We start from the raw sequence: 19,555 nt of genomic DNA, 5'->3' as shown, positions 1-19,555 counted from the left end.
TTACGCTCACACCCTTCGACGGGCTCAGGGTGACACCCCTTCTTATCTAATATTTAAACTCCTTTATCACCTCTACCGCGTATTTTACATTATCAAACGGGATATCCGGCATAATGCCATGGCCTAAATTGAATATAAACCCATTCTCGCCTTTCATACGGTCAAACAGGCGGTAAATACGTTCTTTAATAACCTTTTTATCGGCATACAAAATATGCGGGTCCAAATTGCCCTGTACCGCTACACCTTGCGGTAAGCGTTTTTTAATATCTAACAGGTCAACGTTCCAATCTATAGAAACTACATCCGGTTTGGCCTCGGCCATTAACGGCGCAAATACCGAACTTCCTTTACAGAAAGAAATTACCGGGATATCTTTTCTATTCAGCTTGCTGATGATCTCGGCAATGTAACGGTGCGAAAATTCTTTATAATCATCCCAAGCCAATGCCTGCGCCCAGCTATCAAATATTTGTACGGCGTTTACTCCGGCTGCAATTTGCAGGTTCAGATAATCAGCCGTAACCGTTGCAATTTTTGATAATAACTGATGCGCCATGTCGGGCTCGTTATGCAGCATTAGTTTGGTCAGCTTAAAATCTTTTGATGATCCTCCCTCAACCAAATAACTCATTACGGTGAATGGTGCACCCGCAAAACCTATCAACGGTATTTTACCATTTAAACGCTGTTGAATTACCTTAATGGCATCAGCTACATATTGTAACTTATCAATGCAATCAACATTCAAATTATCAATATCCTGTTGGGTACGTACCGGGTTGGCAAACCTTGGCCCAACGTTTTGTGTAAAACTCAAGTCGCCGCCCATCGCTTCACCGGTAACCAATATATCCGAAAATAAAATAGCGGCATCAATATCCAGCAGATCAACCGGCAGCATGGTAACGTCGGCAGCGATCTCGGGGGTTTTGCACATTTCCAAAAACGAATACTTATTTTTTATCTCCCAATATTGGGGCATAAAGCGTCCGGCCTGGCGCATCATCCATACGGGTGGTCGCTCGGTTTGTTCTGAAAATGCGGCTTTTATTAGTAATGAATCTCTCATAATTTATTTGTAGAGGCGCAATACTTTGCGACTCCGGTATTATTATAAGAGACACGAAGTATCGTGTCTCTACGATTATTTATTATCCAGCTCCTTATGAAGGCGCGCAATTACATCCTTCATTTTTGCTGTTGTTTTCTCTGCGTATTTATCGGTTAATTGTAAATAGGCCTTAGCCTTTTCAATGTTATTAAACCTGATATTAATATTAGCCACATGCACCAATGCCGCCACATGGTCATTTGCTGATCGTAACGGATATTGGGCTGCCAGTTCGTAATGTTTTTCGGCCTTGGCAAAATCCTGCTTTTGCAGGCTTACACCCCCGGCTATAAACTCATAAAAGCCCCTGCGCTTTTTGCTTAACCAATTAGGGTTGGGCACTTGCGCCAGTAATCTTTCGGTCTTTTCGTAATCCTTATTATGAAACGCTTTGGCGGCTAATATGATGGTGCTCTCGTTAAAATAGCCCCATATCACTATACCTATAAACATTGCAGTGGCTGCCGCTATCGAATATACTTTCATATCGATAGCAATAACCATCATGATCACAAAAGCCCCTACAACTAATATCCGTACCCGGTTGGTAAACATTAATGCTGATCTGTAAATTTATAACCTACGCCACGGATAGAATGAAAGTAAACCGGATTTTTTGGATCGGGCTCAAAATACTTACGGAACGTCAATATAAAGTTATCAATGGTGCGTGTTGATGGGTAAACATCATAGTTCCATACCGTTTCCAGTATTTGCTCACGCGATACCGCATCATTCCTGCGCTCTATCAATAGCTTCAGCAACATGGTTTCCTTTTTAGTTAACGGGGTGATAGACCCATCCTCATTAACCAACTCAAATGAATTGAAATGAATTGTTTTTTCGCCAATTTTATAGCTGTTAAACTCTTTCAGGTCATCGCCTTTTAAGCTGCGTTTAACCAGGTTATTTACCCTTAAGATCAACTCCTCAAGGTTAAATGGTTTGGTTAAATAATCATCCGCCCCTTTTTTTAAGCCGGCTATTTTATCCTCGTTAGTGTTTTTAGCGGTAAGGAACATGATAGGCACTTCCGAGTTTTCCAACCGGATAGTTTCGGCTACTACAAATCCGTCAATTTCGGGCATCATTACATCCAGTATAACCAGGTTAAAACGCTCCTCTTTAAATATCTGTAAAGCCTTTTTACCATTATTTGCGGTTGATACCTTGTAACCTTCCAGCTCAAGGTTTAACTTAATGGCATCTAAAAGATGCTCTTCATCCTCGGCTAATAAAATTCTTTTTTTGCTTTGCATTTAATTGTGATTTATGTTAATCCAAAAACAACCTCAAATATGCTTCCCTCAGGGCGATTGTCTTTGACCCTGATGCTGGCCTGGTGCTTATCCAGTACTTCTTTAACAATATATAGGCCCAACCCTGTACCTTTTGTATTTCGTGTATCCTCGCTACCCACACGGTAAAACTTGTTAAAAATGCGGCTCTTTTCTTCATCAGCAATACCAATGCCATGATCAGCAACCTGAAAATGCACTTCGCCATTTTTGGCAAACAATTTAACATCAACTGTTTGGCAGGGCTTGGAGTATTTAACAGCGTTCTCAATTAAGTTAGTTACTACTGATGTCAGCGCAAATTTATCCCCGGTAATCTCAATTTTAGGTTCAATTTCCGCATTAATGATCATTTGGTTGCAATCACATTTGGTTAATTGCAGGCGGTTAACAATGCTATCTACCAATACCGATAAATTGAAACTGGCCTTAGGAAAAGTATAGGATTGGTTATCAATTTTTGATGCCAATAACATATTCTCTACCATGTCATCAAGGCGTTCAATATCCAATAAAGACTTATCAATAAAATCTTTTATCTGCACTTTTGTCAGGTCGCGCTTTTGGATAGTTTGTAGTAATAGCTTAATTGACGCCAAGGGCGATTTTAACTCATGCGTTACAGAAAGTAAAAAGTTCTTCTTTTGCTCCTGTAATTTGCGCTCTTTATTAATAGAGCGATGCAGGTAAAAAGCACCTACCGCCAATACCACTACAAACATGGAGCCTTCGCTGCAAACCATACCTACACGGTTAGGTTGCAGGCTAACCAGCTGATAACCCCACCATATTAGCTGAGCAACAGCATAAATAATAAGGGCATAAAATATAACAAGTGGCTTCTTCAGCATAACTTACTTCTCGTTAAATACCAGGTCAAGGCTATCAAATATAGCTGTTTTTGTTTTTTCCAGATCGGTTTTGGTATGCGCCGACGATATGAAGCCAACCTCATAGCCCGAAGGGCCCATATAAACACCACGATTTAATAATTCGCGGTGCAGCTTTTTAAATTTATCCATGCTGGCCGGGTCAATATCTTCCGCTTTGCGGATGTGTTCCTGATCGCTAAAAGCAAACCAAAATATGGAGCCGATGCTAAATATTTTAAACTGGTAATTTTTACTGTTAGCGTATTTTCCAATATCACCCACAAACGCGTCGGTTTTACTTTTCAAGTCATCATAAAAACCGGGCTTTAACAACTCGGTTAACTGGGCAATACCTGCTGCCATAGCTACCGGGTTACCTGATAAAGTACCCGCCTGGTAAACCCCGCCATCGGGAGAAATATGCCCCATTATCTCGGCAGAAGAGCCGTACATACCCACCGGCAAACCACCACCGATGATCTTGCCATAAGTAATGATGTCGGGCTTGATTTGGTAATGACCGGCAGCACCTTCAAAACCTACACGGAAACCGGATATCACTTCATCAAATATTAATAAAGTACCGTTTTGGGTACAAATGTCTCGCAGGTTTTGCAGGTACTCTTTGGTTTGCAATAATAACCCGTTATTAGCCGGTATAGGCTCTATAATAACCGCCGCTATCTGATCTTTAAAATCAGCGAAAGCTTTTTTTAGGGCTTCGGTATCATCCAGGGCAACAACTATAGTTTCATCAGCAAAAGCCTTTGGCACACCTGCAGATGAGGTCTCACCAAAAGTAACCAGTCCTGAACCTGCCTTTACCAGCAATGAATCTGAATGGCCATGATAACAGCCTTCAAACTTTAATATCTTATCACGTTTGGTGTAGCCACGCGCCAGCCTGATGGCCGACATCACCGCCTCGGTGCCCGAGCTTACAAAACGCAGTTTCTCAATAAACTTATTGTTTTTAAGGATCAGTTCGGCCAGATCATTCTCCAAAGCTGTAGGCGCGCCGAACGACATGCCGTTTTGCATTACCTCAATCACTTTCTCTTTAACCTTTGGGTGGTTGTGACCTAAAATAAGCGGTCCCCATGAACAGCAAAAATCAATAAACTCGTTATCATCGGCATCCCATATATGGCTGCTATCACCTTTTTTAATAAAAAGCGGTGTACCGTAAACGGACTTAAACGCACGTACCGGCGAGTTTACACCACCCGGAAAATATGTTTTCGCTTTAGCGTATAATTCAGCCGACTTTTCCCTACTGATATCTTCTATTTGCACCATTTTAAATCCATTTATTCTCCAACACCTCTTTAGCGTGATAGGTTAATATCGCGGTAGCACCTGCCCGCCTGATGCTGGTTAGCACTTCGGTAGTAGCACGCTGCTCGTTTATCCAGCCTTTTTGCGCGGCAGCTTTGATCATAGCGTATTCGCCGCTTACATTATACGCTGCTACAGGCAGTTCGGTATTGTCTTTTATTAATTTGATAACATCCAAATAGGCTAATGCAGGCTTTACCATTAAAAAATCGGCGCCTTCTGCTTCGTCCAAATCGGCCTCTATTAAAGCTTCTCGCTGGTTGGCCGGATTCATCTGGTAAGTTTTTTTATCGCCAAACTTAGGTGCCGAGTTTAAAGCATCCCTAAACGGACCATAAAACGCACTGGCATATTTGGCTGTATAGGACATGATAGATACATTAGTAAATCCACCCTCATCCAATACCGATCGTATGTATCCAACCCTGCCGTCCATCATATCGCTTGGCGCAATAATATCCGCGCCTGATTGTGCATGAGCCAAAGCCATTTTGCCTAAAACTTCCAGCGTTTCGTCGTTTAATATTTCACCATTCTCTACTATGCCATCATGGCCATCGCTACTGTATGGGTCCATGGCCACGTCGGTAACCACGCAAGCCTCGGGAAAGTTTTTCTTTACTTCGCTAATGGCACGCAGGTATAAACTACCCTCACGGGTTCCTTCAGTAGCGTACTTATCTTTTAATGCTTCTTCAATATTAGGGAACAGATCAAACGACTTCAAGTCCAGTTTCATGCAGTTTTCTACCTCGCGCAGCAAATTATCTATGGAATATCTAAAAATACCCGGCATAGATGTCACCTCAGTTTTCTGATTGGTACCATCCACAATAAACAGCGGAAATATCAGGTTAGCCGCACTGATATGCGTTTCTTGAACCATCTGCCTTATTACTTCGCTTTTGCGATTTCTTCTTGGTCGTTGTAACATTCTTTTAGTTCATTGGGTCATTGAGTCATTGAGTCATTTTCACTATCCAGTGACCTAGTGACCCAATGACCTAATGACTTTTTAAATCCCAAACACCGCCTCGGCCAGCCCAACTTCGTCGGGGGCAAAGGGCAGGGTATATTTTACGCCCATTTCGTCAAATTTTTTGCCGGTTGATTTACCTATGGCAATAACTTTTTGATAGGGGTCTAACAAATTATTTTCAAAATAAGCATCCACGTTTGACGGGCTGGTAAACACCAACACATCAGCACCCGATGCCTCTACATCATCTTCTAATACGGTTTCATATATAGGCAGATCAATGATCTTGGTGGTATCAGATAAGCCTTTTTGTATACTCTTCAATGAGTCTTCTGCACCCGGGAACAATATAGTACCACCGTTAGCCAATTTGGCAAATTCAACAGCAACATCAGCGGTATCGCCACCTGATCCGGTAAAATTGGCAAAGTGTCCTTGCAGGCGCAGCATTTCTTCTGACCCCGCTCCCATCACTCCATATTTTACACCGATTGGTAAAGTTGGCTCCAAACGGAAGAAATAATCAACCGCGTTTTTGCTAGAGAAAAATATCCAGTCGACGTGTTTAAGTATGTACGGATCCAGTTTGTTTATCATGGGCACGGTGCGTATTAACGACCGCCCCTCTATCTGTATGCCATGTTTCTCTAAAGCGCGCCTAAAATAGCTTTGCTCCGATACCTCGCGAGATATAAATACACTGCCCGGCAACTTCCTGTCCTTTTCAAAATAGGAAACTACTTTTTGCGACAACCCCTCTACCGTTGGCGCTTCTAAAAACAACCTGTCGGGGAATTCTTCGCCGGTATCTGCTTTTGAGGTGAACACCTGGTATTGGCCATCCTCTTTACGGCAATAACAACCTAAAGGCAAATGGCATCCGCCGCCAAAAAGTGATAGCACCTTACGCTCAACCGCCAGTTCTTCGGCTACGTTGGGGTGGTGTAATACCTGTAAAGCCTGGTATAACTCGGTGTCGCTTTCGCGTATCTGGATGGCTAATGCGCCCTGTGCAGGGGCAGGCACCAGTTCAGTAGGGGTTAGTTCCTCTACGTGAAATTCGCTCAGATCTATCCCTAAACGACTAACACCGGCTTTGGCCAGCATAATGGCATCATAATTTTCGTCACGCAGTTTGCCTATGCGGGTGGGTACGTTACCGCGTAATTCTTCAATCTCTAAGTCCGGGCGGTAGGCTAATAGTTGTGCCTTGCGGCGGTTGGATGATGTACCCACAATAGCACCATATTTTACCGATAGCTTCTGCTTAACATCCACGCAATCCTTCAATATCAACAGCAATTCAGAGGGGTCCTCGCGCTCGGATACTGCGGCTATGGTCAAGCCCGGAGGGTTCTCGGTGGGCAGGTCCTTGTGGCTGTGTACGGCCAGGTCAATAGTTCCGGCTAAAAGCTCTTCTTCCAGTTCTTTGGTGAAAAAACCCTTGCCTTCCAGTTTGTCGAAACTTAAATTAAGTATGCGGTCGCCCTGGGTTTTAATGATCTTCAGGTCGGCTTTTATGTTGGCTGCTGCCAGGCTATCTTTTACAAAATTGGCCTGCCATAAAGCTAAATCGCTGCCGCGCGTGCCTATTATTAATGTTCTTTCCAACGGGATGGGTGTTTTTACTGTGGCAAATTTAACTTTTTAGTAACATCATTATAGTATTAATTGAGGATATGAAATTGGGCTGACTTTGCGGATGTGCAGTCATGCAAATAGGCAGCTATGCGGCTATGCAAATCATGGTTTACACAACTTAACACATTTTGAGAATTTTTTTTATTATTTAATTGATAATCAGTAGTTTATAAAATTAACAGGTCAAAAAGTGTAAACCATGATTTTTACCACCATACGCGGCGGTTAGTCCTTTATACTGACAAACCATTGTCAGCATATTTGAATTTAAAATGCCCGCCCCGATAGCTATCGGGATGGGTTGCTGCGCAGACGTATTTAGTCCCAAATTAGGGCATCGGCCCGCCATGGCCGCGGGAACGGATACTGCCCGTAACGCTAATTTTAAGAGGTATGTATTCTAAGTTTGGGCATCGTCCCGCTCATGGCCGCAGGTGGTTGGTTGCTTCGCAGAGATAGGTAGTCCCAGATTATAACATCCGCCCGCTCATGGCCGCGGGTGGCCTAGTCCTTTTTCCTTGATGAAAAAGTACCAAAAAATCAAGTCAGCAGAGAGGCTTCTTTGCCGCACGGGGCCTTTGCCCTGCAAATCAGGTAAAAGCGGGGGCCGCAAAAATTGCCCCAAGGCGCACGCAGCCACGCTTCTGCAAATGTTGTATGCCCCGCAGCCGCACAACCCATCATCGCTTTTACCTGATTTCGCCCGAAGCTTATCTGCTGACGAAATTTTACTACCATTAATAAGCACGTAAGCATAAACACCACCGTGCACATAAGCGGGCAAAGGCCTGCCGGACCCTTCGACGGTGCTCAGGGTGACACCCGCCCACACAATTGTCATGCTGAGCTTGTCGAAGCATCCGGCTTGATGTATTCACTTGTGTTTTTGTTTTTTAATGGAGTTCATGAGATCGCTGCGCTTAGTCTTGGTTACTTTGCATCTAAGGTAAATGGCGTAGCCTTCTTGAGTACCTATAAAAAACAAAACAACTTACTAAAAACTAACTAGCCCCCGCGGCCATGAGCGGGATGATGTTGTCATTTACCACTACCTACCTCCGGCGAAGCTTACATTTACCACAGCAATTTAAACACCAAAACATTTTACTACCTTTATTAACCTAATAACCAATTACTTTAAAAAACCAACCTTATGATCACCCTTAAGTTAAACCAAAACTTTAAGCAACGCGCCGTGCATTTGCTCACCGCGCTTTTATTGCCGTTATTTATTTATTCATCTGCCTGTGCGCAGGCCGATACCACGCTAAAAAACACCTTACCCGCCGGCGGTATCATGGCCAATGGTAAGCCGCAAGGCAAAGGCTGGGTTGACCTGCTGGCCAGCGCCGCCGACTGGAACATGGAGGATACCTTTTGGAAGCTAAGCAACCATGAACTGCACGGCACCATTGGTAAAGAAAAAGAGCACCACTACAGCTATACCAAAAAAACCTATACCGATTTTGAACTGAACGTCATGATAAAAATGGTGGGCGACGAGGATGCCAACTCGGGCGTATGCGTGCGTATTAACCCCACCAGTTTTGACGATGCACCCGGCTACCAGGTAGATATGGGCAAAGGCTACTGGGGATCGCTTTGGGAAGAACGCAGGGCCAGTATGGTACAAAAGTTTCCGGACGCGCTGGTACCTAAAGTGGTAAAATTTAACGACTGGAACCATTACTATATAGTAGCCAGGGGCCATCATATACAGGCATGGCTCAATGGCGTTAAAACCATCGATATGGTGCACCCCGGCGGCTTCGATAGCGGGAAGATAGGCTTTCAGCTATGCCATTTGCATAACCCTACGGTGGTTGATGTAAAATCGCTGTATGTGCGCGAGCTGAAATAAAAACTTGTTCCGCTAATTGTTCCCGCAGGGTCTCTCGCAGAGGACCCTGCGGAGACGGAACGGAATATTCATCAAAAGTTTAATGTTTTGGGCGTTGGCCGGGCTATCCGCTCATACTGCGCGAGGCCTTAGCCACGGGCCGGTATCCGCTCCTATCCCTAACGCAATTATTCCACAAGCGGGGTGCTTGCGGTAGCGAGGGGAGCGGAAAACATATTAAATATCTTGACAGATGGCCCCTAAGCTTACATTAAGGCCTGTGGCTATTTGGTGCAGGTAGTACAGGGATGCGTTTACATTACCCGCCTCCAGGCGCTGTATAGATTGTTGGTCCTTACCAATGGCGTGGGCCAGTTGCACCTGGGTTATACCTTTCTCCTTCCGTAGTTCACGGATGCGTTCGCCCAGCTTTTTAAGTAATACTTCCTTTTCCATTTGGAAGTACATAAGTATAATAAACAACTTAAATGTTGTACAACAAATCCGTTGTATTTATAAATAATAGTTGTTAACTTGGTATTGCTTATGAAACCATCCAGCAGATACCCGGGCTTTGATTACGAAGCCAACCAACTTTCGAAGTACCTTTCCTCTGCCGGGGTAGTTACTATTTTGCTTAAAAACGGAGAGATCATTCATTATACAGCTGCGGATAAACATGCGTTCAGGCAATGGTTAACCGACAATAACATAGAAGATATAACGATCGATAAGTAGCAGGTTAGCGCATCCCGGGGTCACTTTCAGGAGACCCTGGGGGGGGGGCGGAAAGTGAATTATACACCGTATTGACTAATAACCCATGGTATGTCCATTAATAATTACTCTCAAAGCCTCTATAAATTGGTCATATTCATCATAAGACATTTCAAAAGATATTCTAGGTATAGTAATTGAATTATTGGTTCTTCCAGTGCTAAATCCAATTCCAATATGTAGTTGCTGAGTAGTTCTAAACCACTTGCTCAAACTTATTATAGGAACATATCTCGGCGTATGTTCTATATCCAAATTAATATCAATTTCCTCTTGCACTATTTTTGCTCCAGGCGCACCAGGACTCTTGCAAAAATTAATCTTTAAATTACGTCCTCTGATTATATATAGTGGATTTACCATGTGTACGCGAGCTCCAGCTCTCCGTTCAGTACCTCTTGGATCAGTATAATTTACAGGCGGATCTGCTGGATATGCAAATGGGGATAATTTAATTGGAAATTTTGAAATTTGCTCAGTTAAATTATCTAGTGAAATATAAATTCCTAAATGGTTTTCTCTGGGCTCTTGATTTGATAAGTCTTCTATTTGCCCTGCATTAATGCCTATAATATTAAAGGTAACTTTTCGACCTTCATGTCTAATTATAATTGCTGGATTTTGATTCCGATTTGTATGTCCACTTATTTGATATGACTTATCGCCGTGCTGATAGACTACAGTAATATATTCCAGTAAAATCATTTTTTTTGTGATTTAAGGGTTCTTAGATTAATTAACTCTTTAATTGTATATTGTATCCGATCTTGATCCTTCTTAACTATATCAAGACAAGAAAATATTATTTTGTCTAATTGTAAATGTTCTGAACTGAGCAATTCAATATCTGTTGAATAAGCCTGACGTGAAGACAATGAATTATAAATAGTGTTAATCTCGTTATTATACTTCGCTAAATCATATACTAGTGGGTAATTTTTCAAGTCGATGGCTTCAGCCTTTAACATGCCCCCGCCCAAATTTTTCCTTCCTGAAATCTCTCTTATTAACCAGCCGATAGAGGAATTAAGAAACGCCCATGCATAAATTTTGTGTTCATTTACATAAGGCTGTCCAAAATAAATCTCAACATAGCTTGAAGAGTATGCACCAACAAAATTATCCGCACAAAAATATCTACCTAAGCCTCTAGGAAGTATTAAAGATGGCTTCTCTCTTAAAATATTTTGTTTATCTACTGTATTTTTACCTTTTTTTCTCAATAGTTCTTCCTGCTCCGGAAATACTTCTTTAACCAAAAAATTCGATGTGTTCTGTAGCAAAAAAGGAGCACCATCATCATTCGTAAAAAATGGAATAAGTGAGTTCTTTTCAATACCCAATTCATCAATAATTGACTTGCTAACTATATAATCCTTAGACAGATTCAACCCCTGCCCAATTCTTAGAGCAACATTCTTTACAGACTTTTCTAACAAAACTTCATGTAAATCAATTATGAAGTCATCAGAATCGAAAATAACTCCGAGTTTAAATAAATCTAATATCTGATGATTTTGTGAAAACGATTTAGCAATTCCATATTTCTTAAAATCTTCAAGGTCAATAAGCAAACTTGGGACTTTTTCATACCCCTCTCTAAATTTAATAAGTTTTAGTTCATGATCAGCATTCGCCTCTTTCCCGTGAAATAAGGTAATTATGGTATTGATATTTGCGCTATCTTGAAAATATTTATTTTCACTGTCAAATACTCCAATTATATTGGTTTTAGATTTTAAAAATTTTTGAAATTTAAAACCATAATCTGTGTTTAACCAAGAATTTTGAGTAATAAAACAATTAAATCCCCTTGTACTGATAATAGAAAGTGATAATTCGAAAAAATAAATCAATATATCACTACCTCTTGTAATCAGATCCGAAACCTCTTTTCGTCTCTGCTTAATAATATTATGAATTGCATCTTTAATTTTATCATTAATTTGCGAACTACGAGACTCTACATATGGTGGATTCCCAATGACTATATCAAATCCAACAAAACCACCTTCATCATTTAATACTTCAGGAAACTCAAAGCGCCACTCAAATGCGTTTTCATAAATTTTGTTTTCCTTAATTTCCTTAATCTCCTTGCTTAGTTTATCAACTTCTTGTTCAAGATTTTCCCTGTCCTTCAATTGAGCTTTAGTCAACTTTTCATTGAATAGCTTATCCGTTTTGTATTTATTATAAAGTTCAATGCTTTTTTTCTCAAGCGATTTTACTTTAGGGTCATTTGCGCTTATTTCGGTCCTGAAATCGCTTTTAATAGTGGCGATCAGTTTCTCCATTTCGCGCTTCTGTTCTTTAGAAACCGCTTCCCTATAAGTTTGTACCGCTATTTTATAACTATCAATTGAATACTTGCTTTTTTTCAATGCTTGCTTTAAATCAGCATCCAAAGCAAAACGGCTAATAAGCGAGTTACCAATTTTAATATTAATATCAATATTGGGCAGGGTTTCTAATTCGGTACTATCGCTTTTATAATAGGCGTTTTTTAACAGCTCAATCCAAAGGCGCAAGCGGCATATCTTAACACTATTGGGGTTAATATCTACCCCAAAAAGGCAACCCTCAATAATGGTTTGCTTTTCATGAAAAAGCGTTTCCTGTATGCGCTGGCTCTCCTTGCATTTGGGGTTATATTCAAAAATATCGCCGTTGGCATCTGTAATAATTAACTCATCATTTTCAACCACAACACCATAATGCAATAGCGCACGGCCATACTTATCCATTAATACCTGCAAATCGCTTTTTATAGCAATAACTTCGTTTAACGCCGATACCAAAAAATGGCCCGAGCCTACGGCAGGGTCGCATATTTTTATGCTGTTAATAACGGTGTTGGCTTCCTTTTTATCCTGTATTTGGTTATACAGGTCGGCATATTCTTTTACATCCCACCCTTTAACCTCATTAAACTTTTGTACCACGGCGCGGCGTATAGTTTCGCGGCACATATACATGGTAATAAAGCCCGGCGTAAAAAACGAACCATCTTTATAACCATTTATCTTTTCAAATATTAAACCTAAAACTGATGCATTTATCAGTTGCTTGTTATCCTCCTGTATTTCTTCGGCTCCTTCGCTGCTAAAGTCATAGGCGTTTAAAAAGGCAAAGAAGTATTCCAGCGTATCTAAATCGCCCTTTAATGCTTTTCCGTTGGCATCTTTTAAAACGGTACTGCTTAATACCGGCAGCTTTACGTAATCTTCTAACCCGTTAATAAACAGGGCCTGGTGTTCCAGTTCGGTAGGTTCAAATAACGATGAATTTAAGTAGGGCACTTTGCCAAACAGCTTTTGCACATCATCGGTACGCTCATTGGCTCGTTTAGCCAATACCCTAAAAAACAATTTATCTAAATCGTCAAAGTCCTTAATTTTAGCTTTATCTAAAAAGGTGTAGCTCCTATCCCCTTTATGGTAATTGATCAGTTGCGCTTCCAGCAGTTTTAAAAACAGTATGCGGTTAACCCAGGTAATCACCAATTCTAACGCTACGGCATAAATGCGTTCGTTATAATTTTCGCCGTATTGCGAGGGTTTATCCAACCGCGACATTTTATCGTGGCTTTCCAGTTGGATAATGGTGTTCTCTAACAACGAGCCGTTATTGCGCTCTCCTTGTTTTTTACGGCTTATTAATTTTTTGCTGCCGTCCTTATATTCATAAAGCCCTATCAGGTGCAATAACTCCGAGTAAAATTTGGGTTGCAGCGTATTGCTATCATTAGCAAACGGCAACTTCAATAAATGTATAGGCGATAATATTTTATACAGCGAGATTAGGCCCTTATCATTTTCCCTGTCCGCATCTTGAATTATCCTTTTGTAATCCCTAATATCAAAGCTGGTAGCCTCAAAAGTTAAGTCGCTACTTTCTAAAAGGTTCTTTAGTTCTGCATAAAACCAGGGGTTATCCTTATTGTCAGATTTTTTAAGTTCGTATAATTTTTTAATGGAAGAATTACGATAAACCTTTTTATCAAACTCGTTGGCATCAATAACATACCACTCGTAAATATTGGTAGCAATTAAATATTTTATCTCGTTGTTGTTATGCTCAAACCGTTCGCGTAGGTAATACAATATCAACTCATGCAAAGCTTTGGCATTGGGCTTATCAGCCGTTACCATTTCGGTTTTATTGCTTGGGCTTTTTACTTCTAATATTACACCAACCGGGTCAGTGGTTGATTTACCGGTATGTATTACCAAATCGTTTTTACCGATGGGATTGATCTGGTGAGAATCTTTATACCATGTAAATTTCAGGAAATCGGCAATTAATGATTTGAGATGTTCCTCGTCGCCTTTATCATTTATCTTATCTAATAAACCCGTAAACTGGGTTTTAAAAAGCTCAATATCAGTACGGCTTATCTTTTCTTTAAGATAGGCTTTATTGAGTGATTGCTTAGGCTTGAGTAGTTTTAGGTGCATGTTGTTTACAAGACCTGTAAATTAATAAAGATAACGGATATGCGAAAATTTAATATCCACCCGCGTTAGGGATAGCAGCGTATACCGGCCCCGCGCCTAATGCCTGCAGCCGTATGAGCGGATAGCCCGGCCCGCAGGGAACGCCCTAATTAGTGATTAGAGGTTAGAGATTAGAGATTAGGCCTGTCAATAGTATAAACATTCCCCATACATCTTTCGACTGCTCTTGCGCTCGTTTGCAACGAGTGCTTAAAATGCTATTGGCGATTGCATGGCCCCGGTGTATAGCCCCACGTTAAGCACTGGTTACAAACCAGCGCAAGTAATTTGGTTGGCGCAAAAAATTATTGCTTATTATAAAACATTTATAACTTTACTGTTACGATAACCAAGTATAACCAATCAAAACAATCAACATGATGATCACCAAATTATTTAAAACGGCACTGTTATGCTGTTTGCTGTACCTGCCGGTACTGGTAATGGGGCAGCCGCCACGCGGTCCGCTGGCACCGGGCCCACGCATAGCTGCCGACAAATCGGTAACCTTTAGTTTCATTGCACCCAACGCCAAGGATGTAAAATTAAGCGGCCAGTTTTTAAAGGCCCCGCTGGCCATGACCAAAAACGCGCAAGGCACCTGGACGGTTACTACCCCGCCCGTTACGCCTGATATTTACCCATACAATTTTGTGGTTGATGGTATATCGGTAATGGACCCTGCCAACGAGTGGTTCTTCACCAACGAGCGTTTTAAAGGCAGCCTATTGGATGTACCGGGCGATACCCCGCTGATCCACTCGGTAAGGGATGTGCCGCATGGTGCCGTTAATTACGAGTTGTATAACAATGCCGCCGGTGGTACCATTGGCAGCGTAGTGGTTTATACCCCGCCGGGTTATGATAAAAACCCCGGCAAAAAATACCCGGTGTTTTACCTGATAAGCGGCACTACCGATACCGAAGAAACCTTTTTTAAGGTTGGTAAAGTAAACCTGATACTGGATAACCTGATAGCCGAAGGTAAGGCTAAAGACATGATCATTGTAATGCCATACGGTAACGTAGAGGCGCGCATAGCCGAGCAAAAAGGCGGGCAAAAACCCGCAGACCCGGCAGATCGCGAAGGCGACGAGGCGGTAACCCGCGCACGCAACGTAAGTAACGATATCACTAAAAATATTATTCCGTTTATTGAGAAAAACTACCGGGTACTGCCCGGCCGCGAAAACAGGGCCATTGGCGGCTTTTCGCGCGGTGGCGGCCATACGCTGCATACCGGCTTTGGCAACATGGATAAGTTTGCCTACATATTGGCCTACAGCGCGTACCTTACTCCGCAGATGATGGAGAAAGAGTATAAATTTGTAGCCGGCGAACCCGAAAAAACCAACAAGCAGCTAAAACTGCTTTGGGTAAGCGTAGGCACCGAGGACCGCCTGCACCCGGGCGCGGTGGAATTTTTGGCGTACTTAAAGGACCACAAGGTAAACACCAAAAGCCTGATAACCGGCGGCGCGCATACCTGGATGAACGTAAAAAACTATGTGGCTACAACCGTACCGCTGTTATTTCAATAATTTATACTGAATAGGAAGATGAAAAAGACATTATATACTTTAATATTATTGGGCTGTGCGGGGCTTAGTGCCATGGCGCAGCAGCGCGGTTACCCAATTTCGCCGGATGTGCATGCCGATAACAGCGTGACGTTTAATTTTTCGGCACCCAACGCTAAAGAGGTACAATTGGATGGCCAGTTCCTGGCCGAGAAAAAACCCATGACCAAAGGCGCCAACGGCGTATGGACCATTACCGTGCCCGATATTAAGCCGGACATTTACCCGTATGCTTTCGTAGTAGATGGCACCCAGGTTGCCGACCCTAACAATACCTACCTATTTGCCAACGAGCGTTTTAAATTTAGTTTGGTGGATGTACCGGGCAAAACCCCGTTGATACATTCGTTGCAAAACGTACCGCATGGTAAAATAAGCTACCGGTTGTATAAATCGGGCACGTTAAATACCACCCGCCAGCTATTGGTTTATACTCCTCCGGGATACTCGGTCGGTAAAAAATACCCGGTGCTGTATTTAATTCACGGTGGATCGGACACGGAAGAGACCTGGACCAAAGTGGGTAAAGCCAACCTGATTGCCGACAACCTGATAGCCCAGGGCAAAATGAAACCGATGATTATTGTGATGCCTTATGCTGCTGTGGGTTTCCGTAAGGATGCGATCATCAACGAAATGACCAAGGATATTATTCCGTTTGTGGAGAGCAACTACTCTACCCTAACCGACAGGAACAACCGCGCAATTGCGGGCTTCTCGGTAGGTGGCGGCCAAACGTTGGATATTGCCTTTACCAATTTGGATAAGTTTAGCTACGTAGCTTCATACGCGCCGTATCCTGAAACAGAAGAGTTTAGAGCTATTTTTGGCGAAAACTTTAAACCTAACGCGGCTGAGGTAAATAAACAATTAAAACTGTTTAGCATCAGCGTAGGCACCGAAGACTTTTTATATGAAAGCGTAAAAAAAAACCTGGCTATGTTTAAAGAAAAAGGCATCAATGTGGAGCCACAAATTGTACCAGGCGGCCACACCTGGATGAACTGTAAACTATACCTGGCAACTACGCTGCCTAAGTTGTTTAAATAAGCTATTTCATTCTAAAACATAAAAGCCGATCTGTAATAAGATCGGCTTTTTTTTGTTGATATCAGCTTGGCAGGAAGCAACTAATCTCTAATCTTTAATTACTAATCTCTAAATCACGCCTCAAACTCTATCATAAACTCGGTGCCTTTATTTACCTCGCTATCCACGGTAATTTTGCCGTGCAGGGCCTCAACCTGTGTTTTTACCATGTAAAGGCCCATGCCTTTGCCTTCTACGTGGAAATGGAAGCGTTTATACAGGCCAAATAACTGGTGGCCCTTTGTCTGCAGGTCTATCCCCATGCCGTTGTCTTTAAAATTAAGGCGCACTTTATTATCGGTACTGCTGCTGCTAATGGTTATTACCGCATCGGTATCCGGCTGCCGGTATTTAATACTGTTGGCTATCAGGTTATAAAAAATGCTGTACAAATAACTTTTTACGGTATGCATGCCCCGGGTGCCGTCAAAGTCGTCAATAATCTTTACCTCTGCATTTTCGGGGCCATTGGCCAGGCTTGTTTTAACATCCTCCAGCAGGCTGTTAAAATCAACCCACTCTTTTTGCTGCAAATCCTGGTTTTTAAACTCCAGTATGTAGTTAAGGTCATTAATAACACGGTCAAGTTTTTTTACCGAGAAGCGTATCTTTTTTAGGATGGCCTTTTCATCATCCGCTATAACATCGGTATTTTGTAGTACTTCGGACAGCCCTAATATATTGGCTACCGGTGCCCGCAGATTATGCGATATGATGTACGAGAATTGCTCCAGGTCCTTATTGCGCTGCAAAAGGTTGGCATTAATGGTGCGCTGCTCGGTAATATCCAAAGCTATGCCCAGCACCGCCGTTTCACTACTACCGGGAACGATATAGGGTACTTTTAGCTCGTAAAACACGCGGGCACTACCATCCGGGCCGGTATACTTCAACTCGGGGATAGCTTTTGCTGTACCGGTAGTTATAACCTCTCTGTCGTGGGCTAAAAATATTTCGTCCGCTATAATCTCTCCCCTATCTGCTCTCACCATCAACTCTTCGGGGCTGAGCCCATAAGTTGCCGCGAAAGTTTTATTAACAAACAGGTATTTACCATCAATGGTACGTACAAAAATAGATTGCGGTATCAGGTCGATGATCATCAGCAGGTTAGCATCTGCCTGTTCCCTGGCTTGTTCAGATACACGGATATCGGTAATATCATGAGCTATACCATGTATACCAACCGGCCTTCCGTCTTTAAAATCAAACTCGGTTTTTGAATAAAGGTATTTTAGTGTGCCATCCTTACAAATAATGCGATGGTATAAAGCCAGGCTGCTTAAGCTTTCATTTGCCTTTTTAATTTCCGCTAATACGTATTCCCTATCATCCGGGTGAATAAAGGATAGCCACGACTCATAGGTTTGATGGTTCTCCTCAGGTGTAAGTCCATATATCCGCAGTGCCTCGTCAGACCATAGGGCCACGCCGGTATTAAAATCAAGTTCCCAACTACCAACGTGGGCTATTGCTTGTGCTTCGGTGAGGCGAAGTTCGCTATGGCGCATTTTTTGTTCGGCCTGTTCGCGCAGTGCTTCTTTTTCAAAAACATCCATAGCAAATGATATATCCCCTGCTACTTCTTCCAGCAATTTTTTTTCCTGCTCATCAAACAAATTTATTTGAGTAGCGTACAGGCTAAAAATGCCTGTTATTTTACCGCCTCTTTTTAATGGCAACATCATTAATGATTGCAGGCCGCGCGAAGCAGCATAAGCCTGCCATATGGGTAGGTTGTAATCGCGCGCAATATTATTACATATAAACGAGGTGCCGTTAGCTAAAATTTGGGCCACCGGACCATTGGTTTCATAAGTTGCATTGGTAAATTTGGGGTGGTCTTCAGCCGGCATGCCAAAACCTTCAGTAATTGTCAGCGTTTGGTTTACCGTATCAACCAGCCCAACCCAGGCCATTGCAAATTTCCCTGAGTCGACAGCAATCCGGCAAGCTTCCTTAAAAACATCCTGCTCATTATCAGCGTGTACCAAAGCCTGGTTAATTTGGCTAATAAACGCATATAGGCGGTTGGCGGTTATAAGTTTGTTCTCTGCCTCAACTTGTTCAGTGACGTCCCTAAAATTATCCACTATACCCCCTATATCCGGATCATTCAGCATATTGGTTACCACCGATTCATACCAATGCCAGGTGCCATCCTTATGCAGTAAACGACTGGTGTGGCCCTTAATGGGTATACCCGGATTAGCTAATACCTGCTCCATCACCTGTTGTATAGCGGGTACATCGTCGGGCCAGGCAATGCTAAATAAATCCAATTTCAATGCTTCAGCTACCGTATATCCAAGCACTTTTTTTACAGAAGGCGACGCGTATACAGGCTTTCCTTCGGTGGTTAAAATAACAATAGCGTCGCCACCGTTTTCTATAAGTGTATTATACAGTTTTTCGGCCAATGATGCTTTTAGTGCATATTTATTCCATTGCCTCCAAACAAGCCAGAAGACAAAAATTAATATCAATATTAGTACAATACCGCCTATAAGAAGCATATTAGGTTTAAT

15 protein-coding genes are annotated in these 19,555 nt (G+C 42.2%); 4 read left to right on the top strand and 11 right to left on the bottom strand.

All coding sequences use genetic code 11. The features are described 5' to 3' along the window. Positions 1-46: 46 nt before the first annotated feature. The 7 genes from hemE to hemC form a co-directional block, all read right to left on the bottom strand. Complete coding sequence (gene hemE / locus ACYVJ6_RS02680) at positions 47-1,072, bottom strand: uroporphyrinogen decarboxylase (protein ID WP_460692487.1); 1,026 nt, start codon at positions 1,070-1,072, stop codon at positions 47-49. A 75-nt stretch (positions 1,073-1,147) separates the two neighbouring features. Beyond that, positions 1,148-1,669 carry a tetratricopeptide repeat protein gene (locus tag ACYVJ6_RS02675; protein WP_460692486.1) on the bottom strand — a complete coding sequence of 174 codons (522 nt, stop codon included), beginning with the start codon at positions 1,667-1,669 and terminating at the stop codon, positions 1,148-1,150. Beyond that, positions 1,669-2,373: a response regulator transcription factor gene (locus ACYVJ6_RS02670; protein WP_460692485.1), complete on the bottom strand. Its 705-nt coding sequence runs from the start codon at positions 2,371-2,373 to the stop codon at positions 1,669-1,671. Before ACYVJ6_RS02670 ends, ACYVJ6_RS02675 begins: the two co-directional genes overlap by 1 nt. 11 nt (positions 2,374-2,384) lie before the next feature. Then, positions 2,385-3,260 (bottom strand): sensor histidine kinase, encoded by an 876-nt coding sequence (locus ACYVJ6_RS02665; protein ID WP_460693292.1) that lies wholly within the window; start codon positions 3,258-3,260, stop codon positions 2,385-2,387. A gap of 6 nt (positions 3,261-3,266) precedes the next feature. After that, positions 3,267-4,583 (bottom strand): glutamate-1-semialdehyde 2,1-aminomutase, encoded by a 1,317-nt coding sequence (gene hemL / locus ACYVJ6_RS02660; protein WP_460692484.1) that lies wholly within the window; start codon positions 4,581-4,583, stop codon positions 3,267-3,269. A 1-nt stretch (position 4,584) separates the two neighbouring features. Beyond that, on the bottom strand, positions 4,585-5,556 hold the full coding sequence (hemB, locus tag ACYVJ6_RS02655; RefSeq protein WP_460692483.1) for a porphobilinogen synthase: 972 nt from the start codon (positions 5,554-5,556) through the stop codon (positions 4,585-4,587). An 81-nt stretch (positions 5,557-5,637) separates the two neighbouring features. After that, complete coding sequence (gene hemC / locus ACYVJ6_RS02650; RefSeq protein ID WP_460692482.1) at positions 5,638-7,212, bottom strand: hydroxymethylbilane synthase; 1,575 nt, start codon at positions 7,210-7,212, stop codon at positions 5,638-5,640. A 1,183-nt stretch (positions 7,213-8,395) separates the two neighbouring features. Between hemC and ACYVJ6_RS02645 the strand changes: the two genes are divergently transcribed. Then, positions 8,396-9,103, top strand: a complete 708-nt coding sequence (locus ACYVJ6_RS02645; RefSeq protein WP_460692481.1) for a 3-keto-disaccharide hydrolase — start codon at positions 8,396-8,398, stop codon at positions 9,101-9,103. Positions 9,104-9,319: 216 nt separating this feature from the next. On the opposite strand, the gene ACYVJ6_RS02640 is transcribed toward ACYVJ6_RS02645, so the two are convergent. Continuing rightward, positions 9,320-9,538, bottom strand: a complete 219-nt coding sequence (locus tag ACYVJ6_RS02640) for a helix-turn-helix domain-containing protein (RefSeq protein ID WP_460692480.1) — start codon at positions 9,536-9,538, stop codon at positions 9,320-9,322. 90 nt (positions 9,539-9,628) lie between these two features. Between ACYVJ6_RS02640 and ACYVJ6_RS02635 the strand changes: the two genes are divergently transcribed. After that, complete coding sequence (locus tag ACYVJ6_RS02635; RefSeq protein ID WP_460692479.1) at positions 9,629-9,820, top strand: hypothetical protein; 192 nt, start codon at positions 9,629-9,631, stop codon at positions 9,818-9,820. A gap of 75 nt (positions 9,821-9,895) precedes the next feature. On the opposite strand, the gene ACYVJ6_RS02630 is transcribed toward ACYVJ6_RS02635, so the two are convergent. Together ACYVJ6_RS02630 and ACYVJ6_RS02625 are read right to left on the bottom strand one after the other, a co-directional pair. Further along, positions 9,896-10,564: a hypothetical protein gene (locus ACYVJ6_RS02630; protein ID WP_460692478.1), complete on the bottom strand. Its 669-nt coding sequence runs from the start codon at positions 10,562-10,564 to the stop codon at positions 9,896-9,898. Continuing rightward, entirely contained in the window at positions 10,561-14,319 is a 3,759-nt protein-coding gene (locus tag ACYVJ6_RS02625) for a type IIG restriction enzyme/methyltransferase (RefSeq protein ID WP_460692477.1), read from the bottom strand. Before ACYVJ6_RS02625 ends, ACYVJ6_RS02630 begins: the two co-directional genes overlap by 4 nt. Before the next feature lie 416 nt (positions 14,320-14,735). Here ACYVJ6_RS02625 and ACYVJ6_RS02620 point away from each other — a divergent pair, with 416 nt between their 5' ends. Both ACYVJ6_RS02620 and ACYVJ6_RS02615 read left to right on the top strand, forming a co-directional pair. Further along, a complete protein-coding gene (locus tag ACYVJ6_RS02620) occupies positions 14,736-15,899 on the top strand; it encodes an alpha/beta hydrolase-fold protein (RefSeq protein WP_460692476.1) in 1,164 nt (387 codons plus the stop codon). Positions 15,900-15,917: 18 nt separating this feature from the next. After that, positions 15,918-16,988, top strand: coding sequence for an esterase (locus ACYVJ6_RS02615; RefSeq protein ID WP_460692475.1), 1,071 nt, complete (start codon positions 15,918-15,920; stop codon positions 16,986-16,988). 113 nt (positions 16,989-17,101) lie between these two features. On the opposite strand, the gene ACYVJ6_RS02610 is transcribed toward ACYVJ6_RS02615, so the two are convergent. Beyond that, a complete protein-coding gene (locus tag ACYVJ6_RS02610) occupies positions 17,102-19,543 on the bottom strand; it encodes a GAF domain-containing sensor histidine kinase (RefSeq protein WP_460692474.1) in 2,442 nt (813 codons plus the stop codon). Between the last annotated feature and the right edge of the window lie 12 nt (positions 19,544-19,555).

This window comes from Mucilaginibacter puniceus (assembly GCF_054783175.1).
Note: the sequence above shows the minus strand (reverse complement) of the source record. Positions and strands in the feature narration are given on the sequence as shown.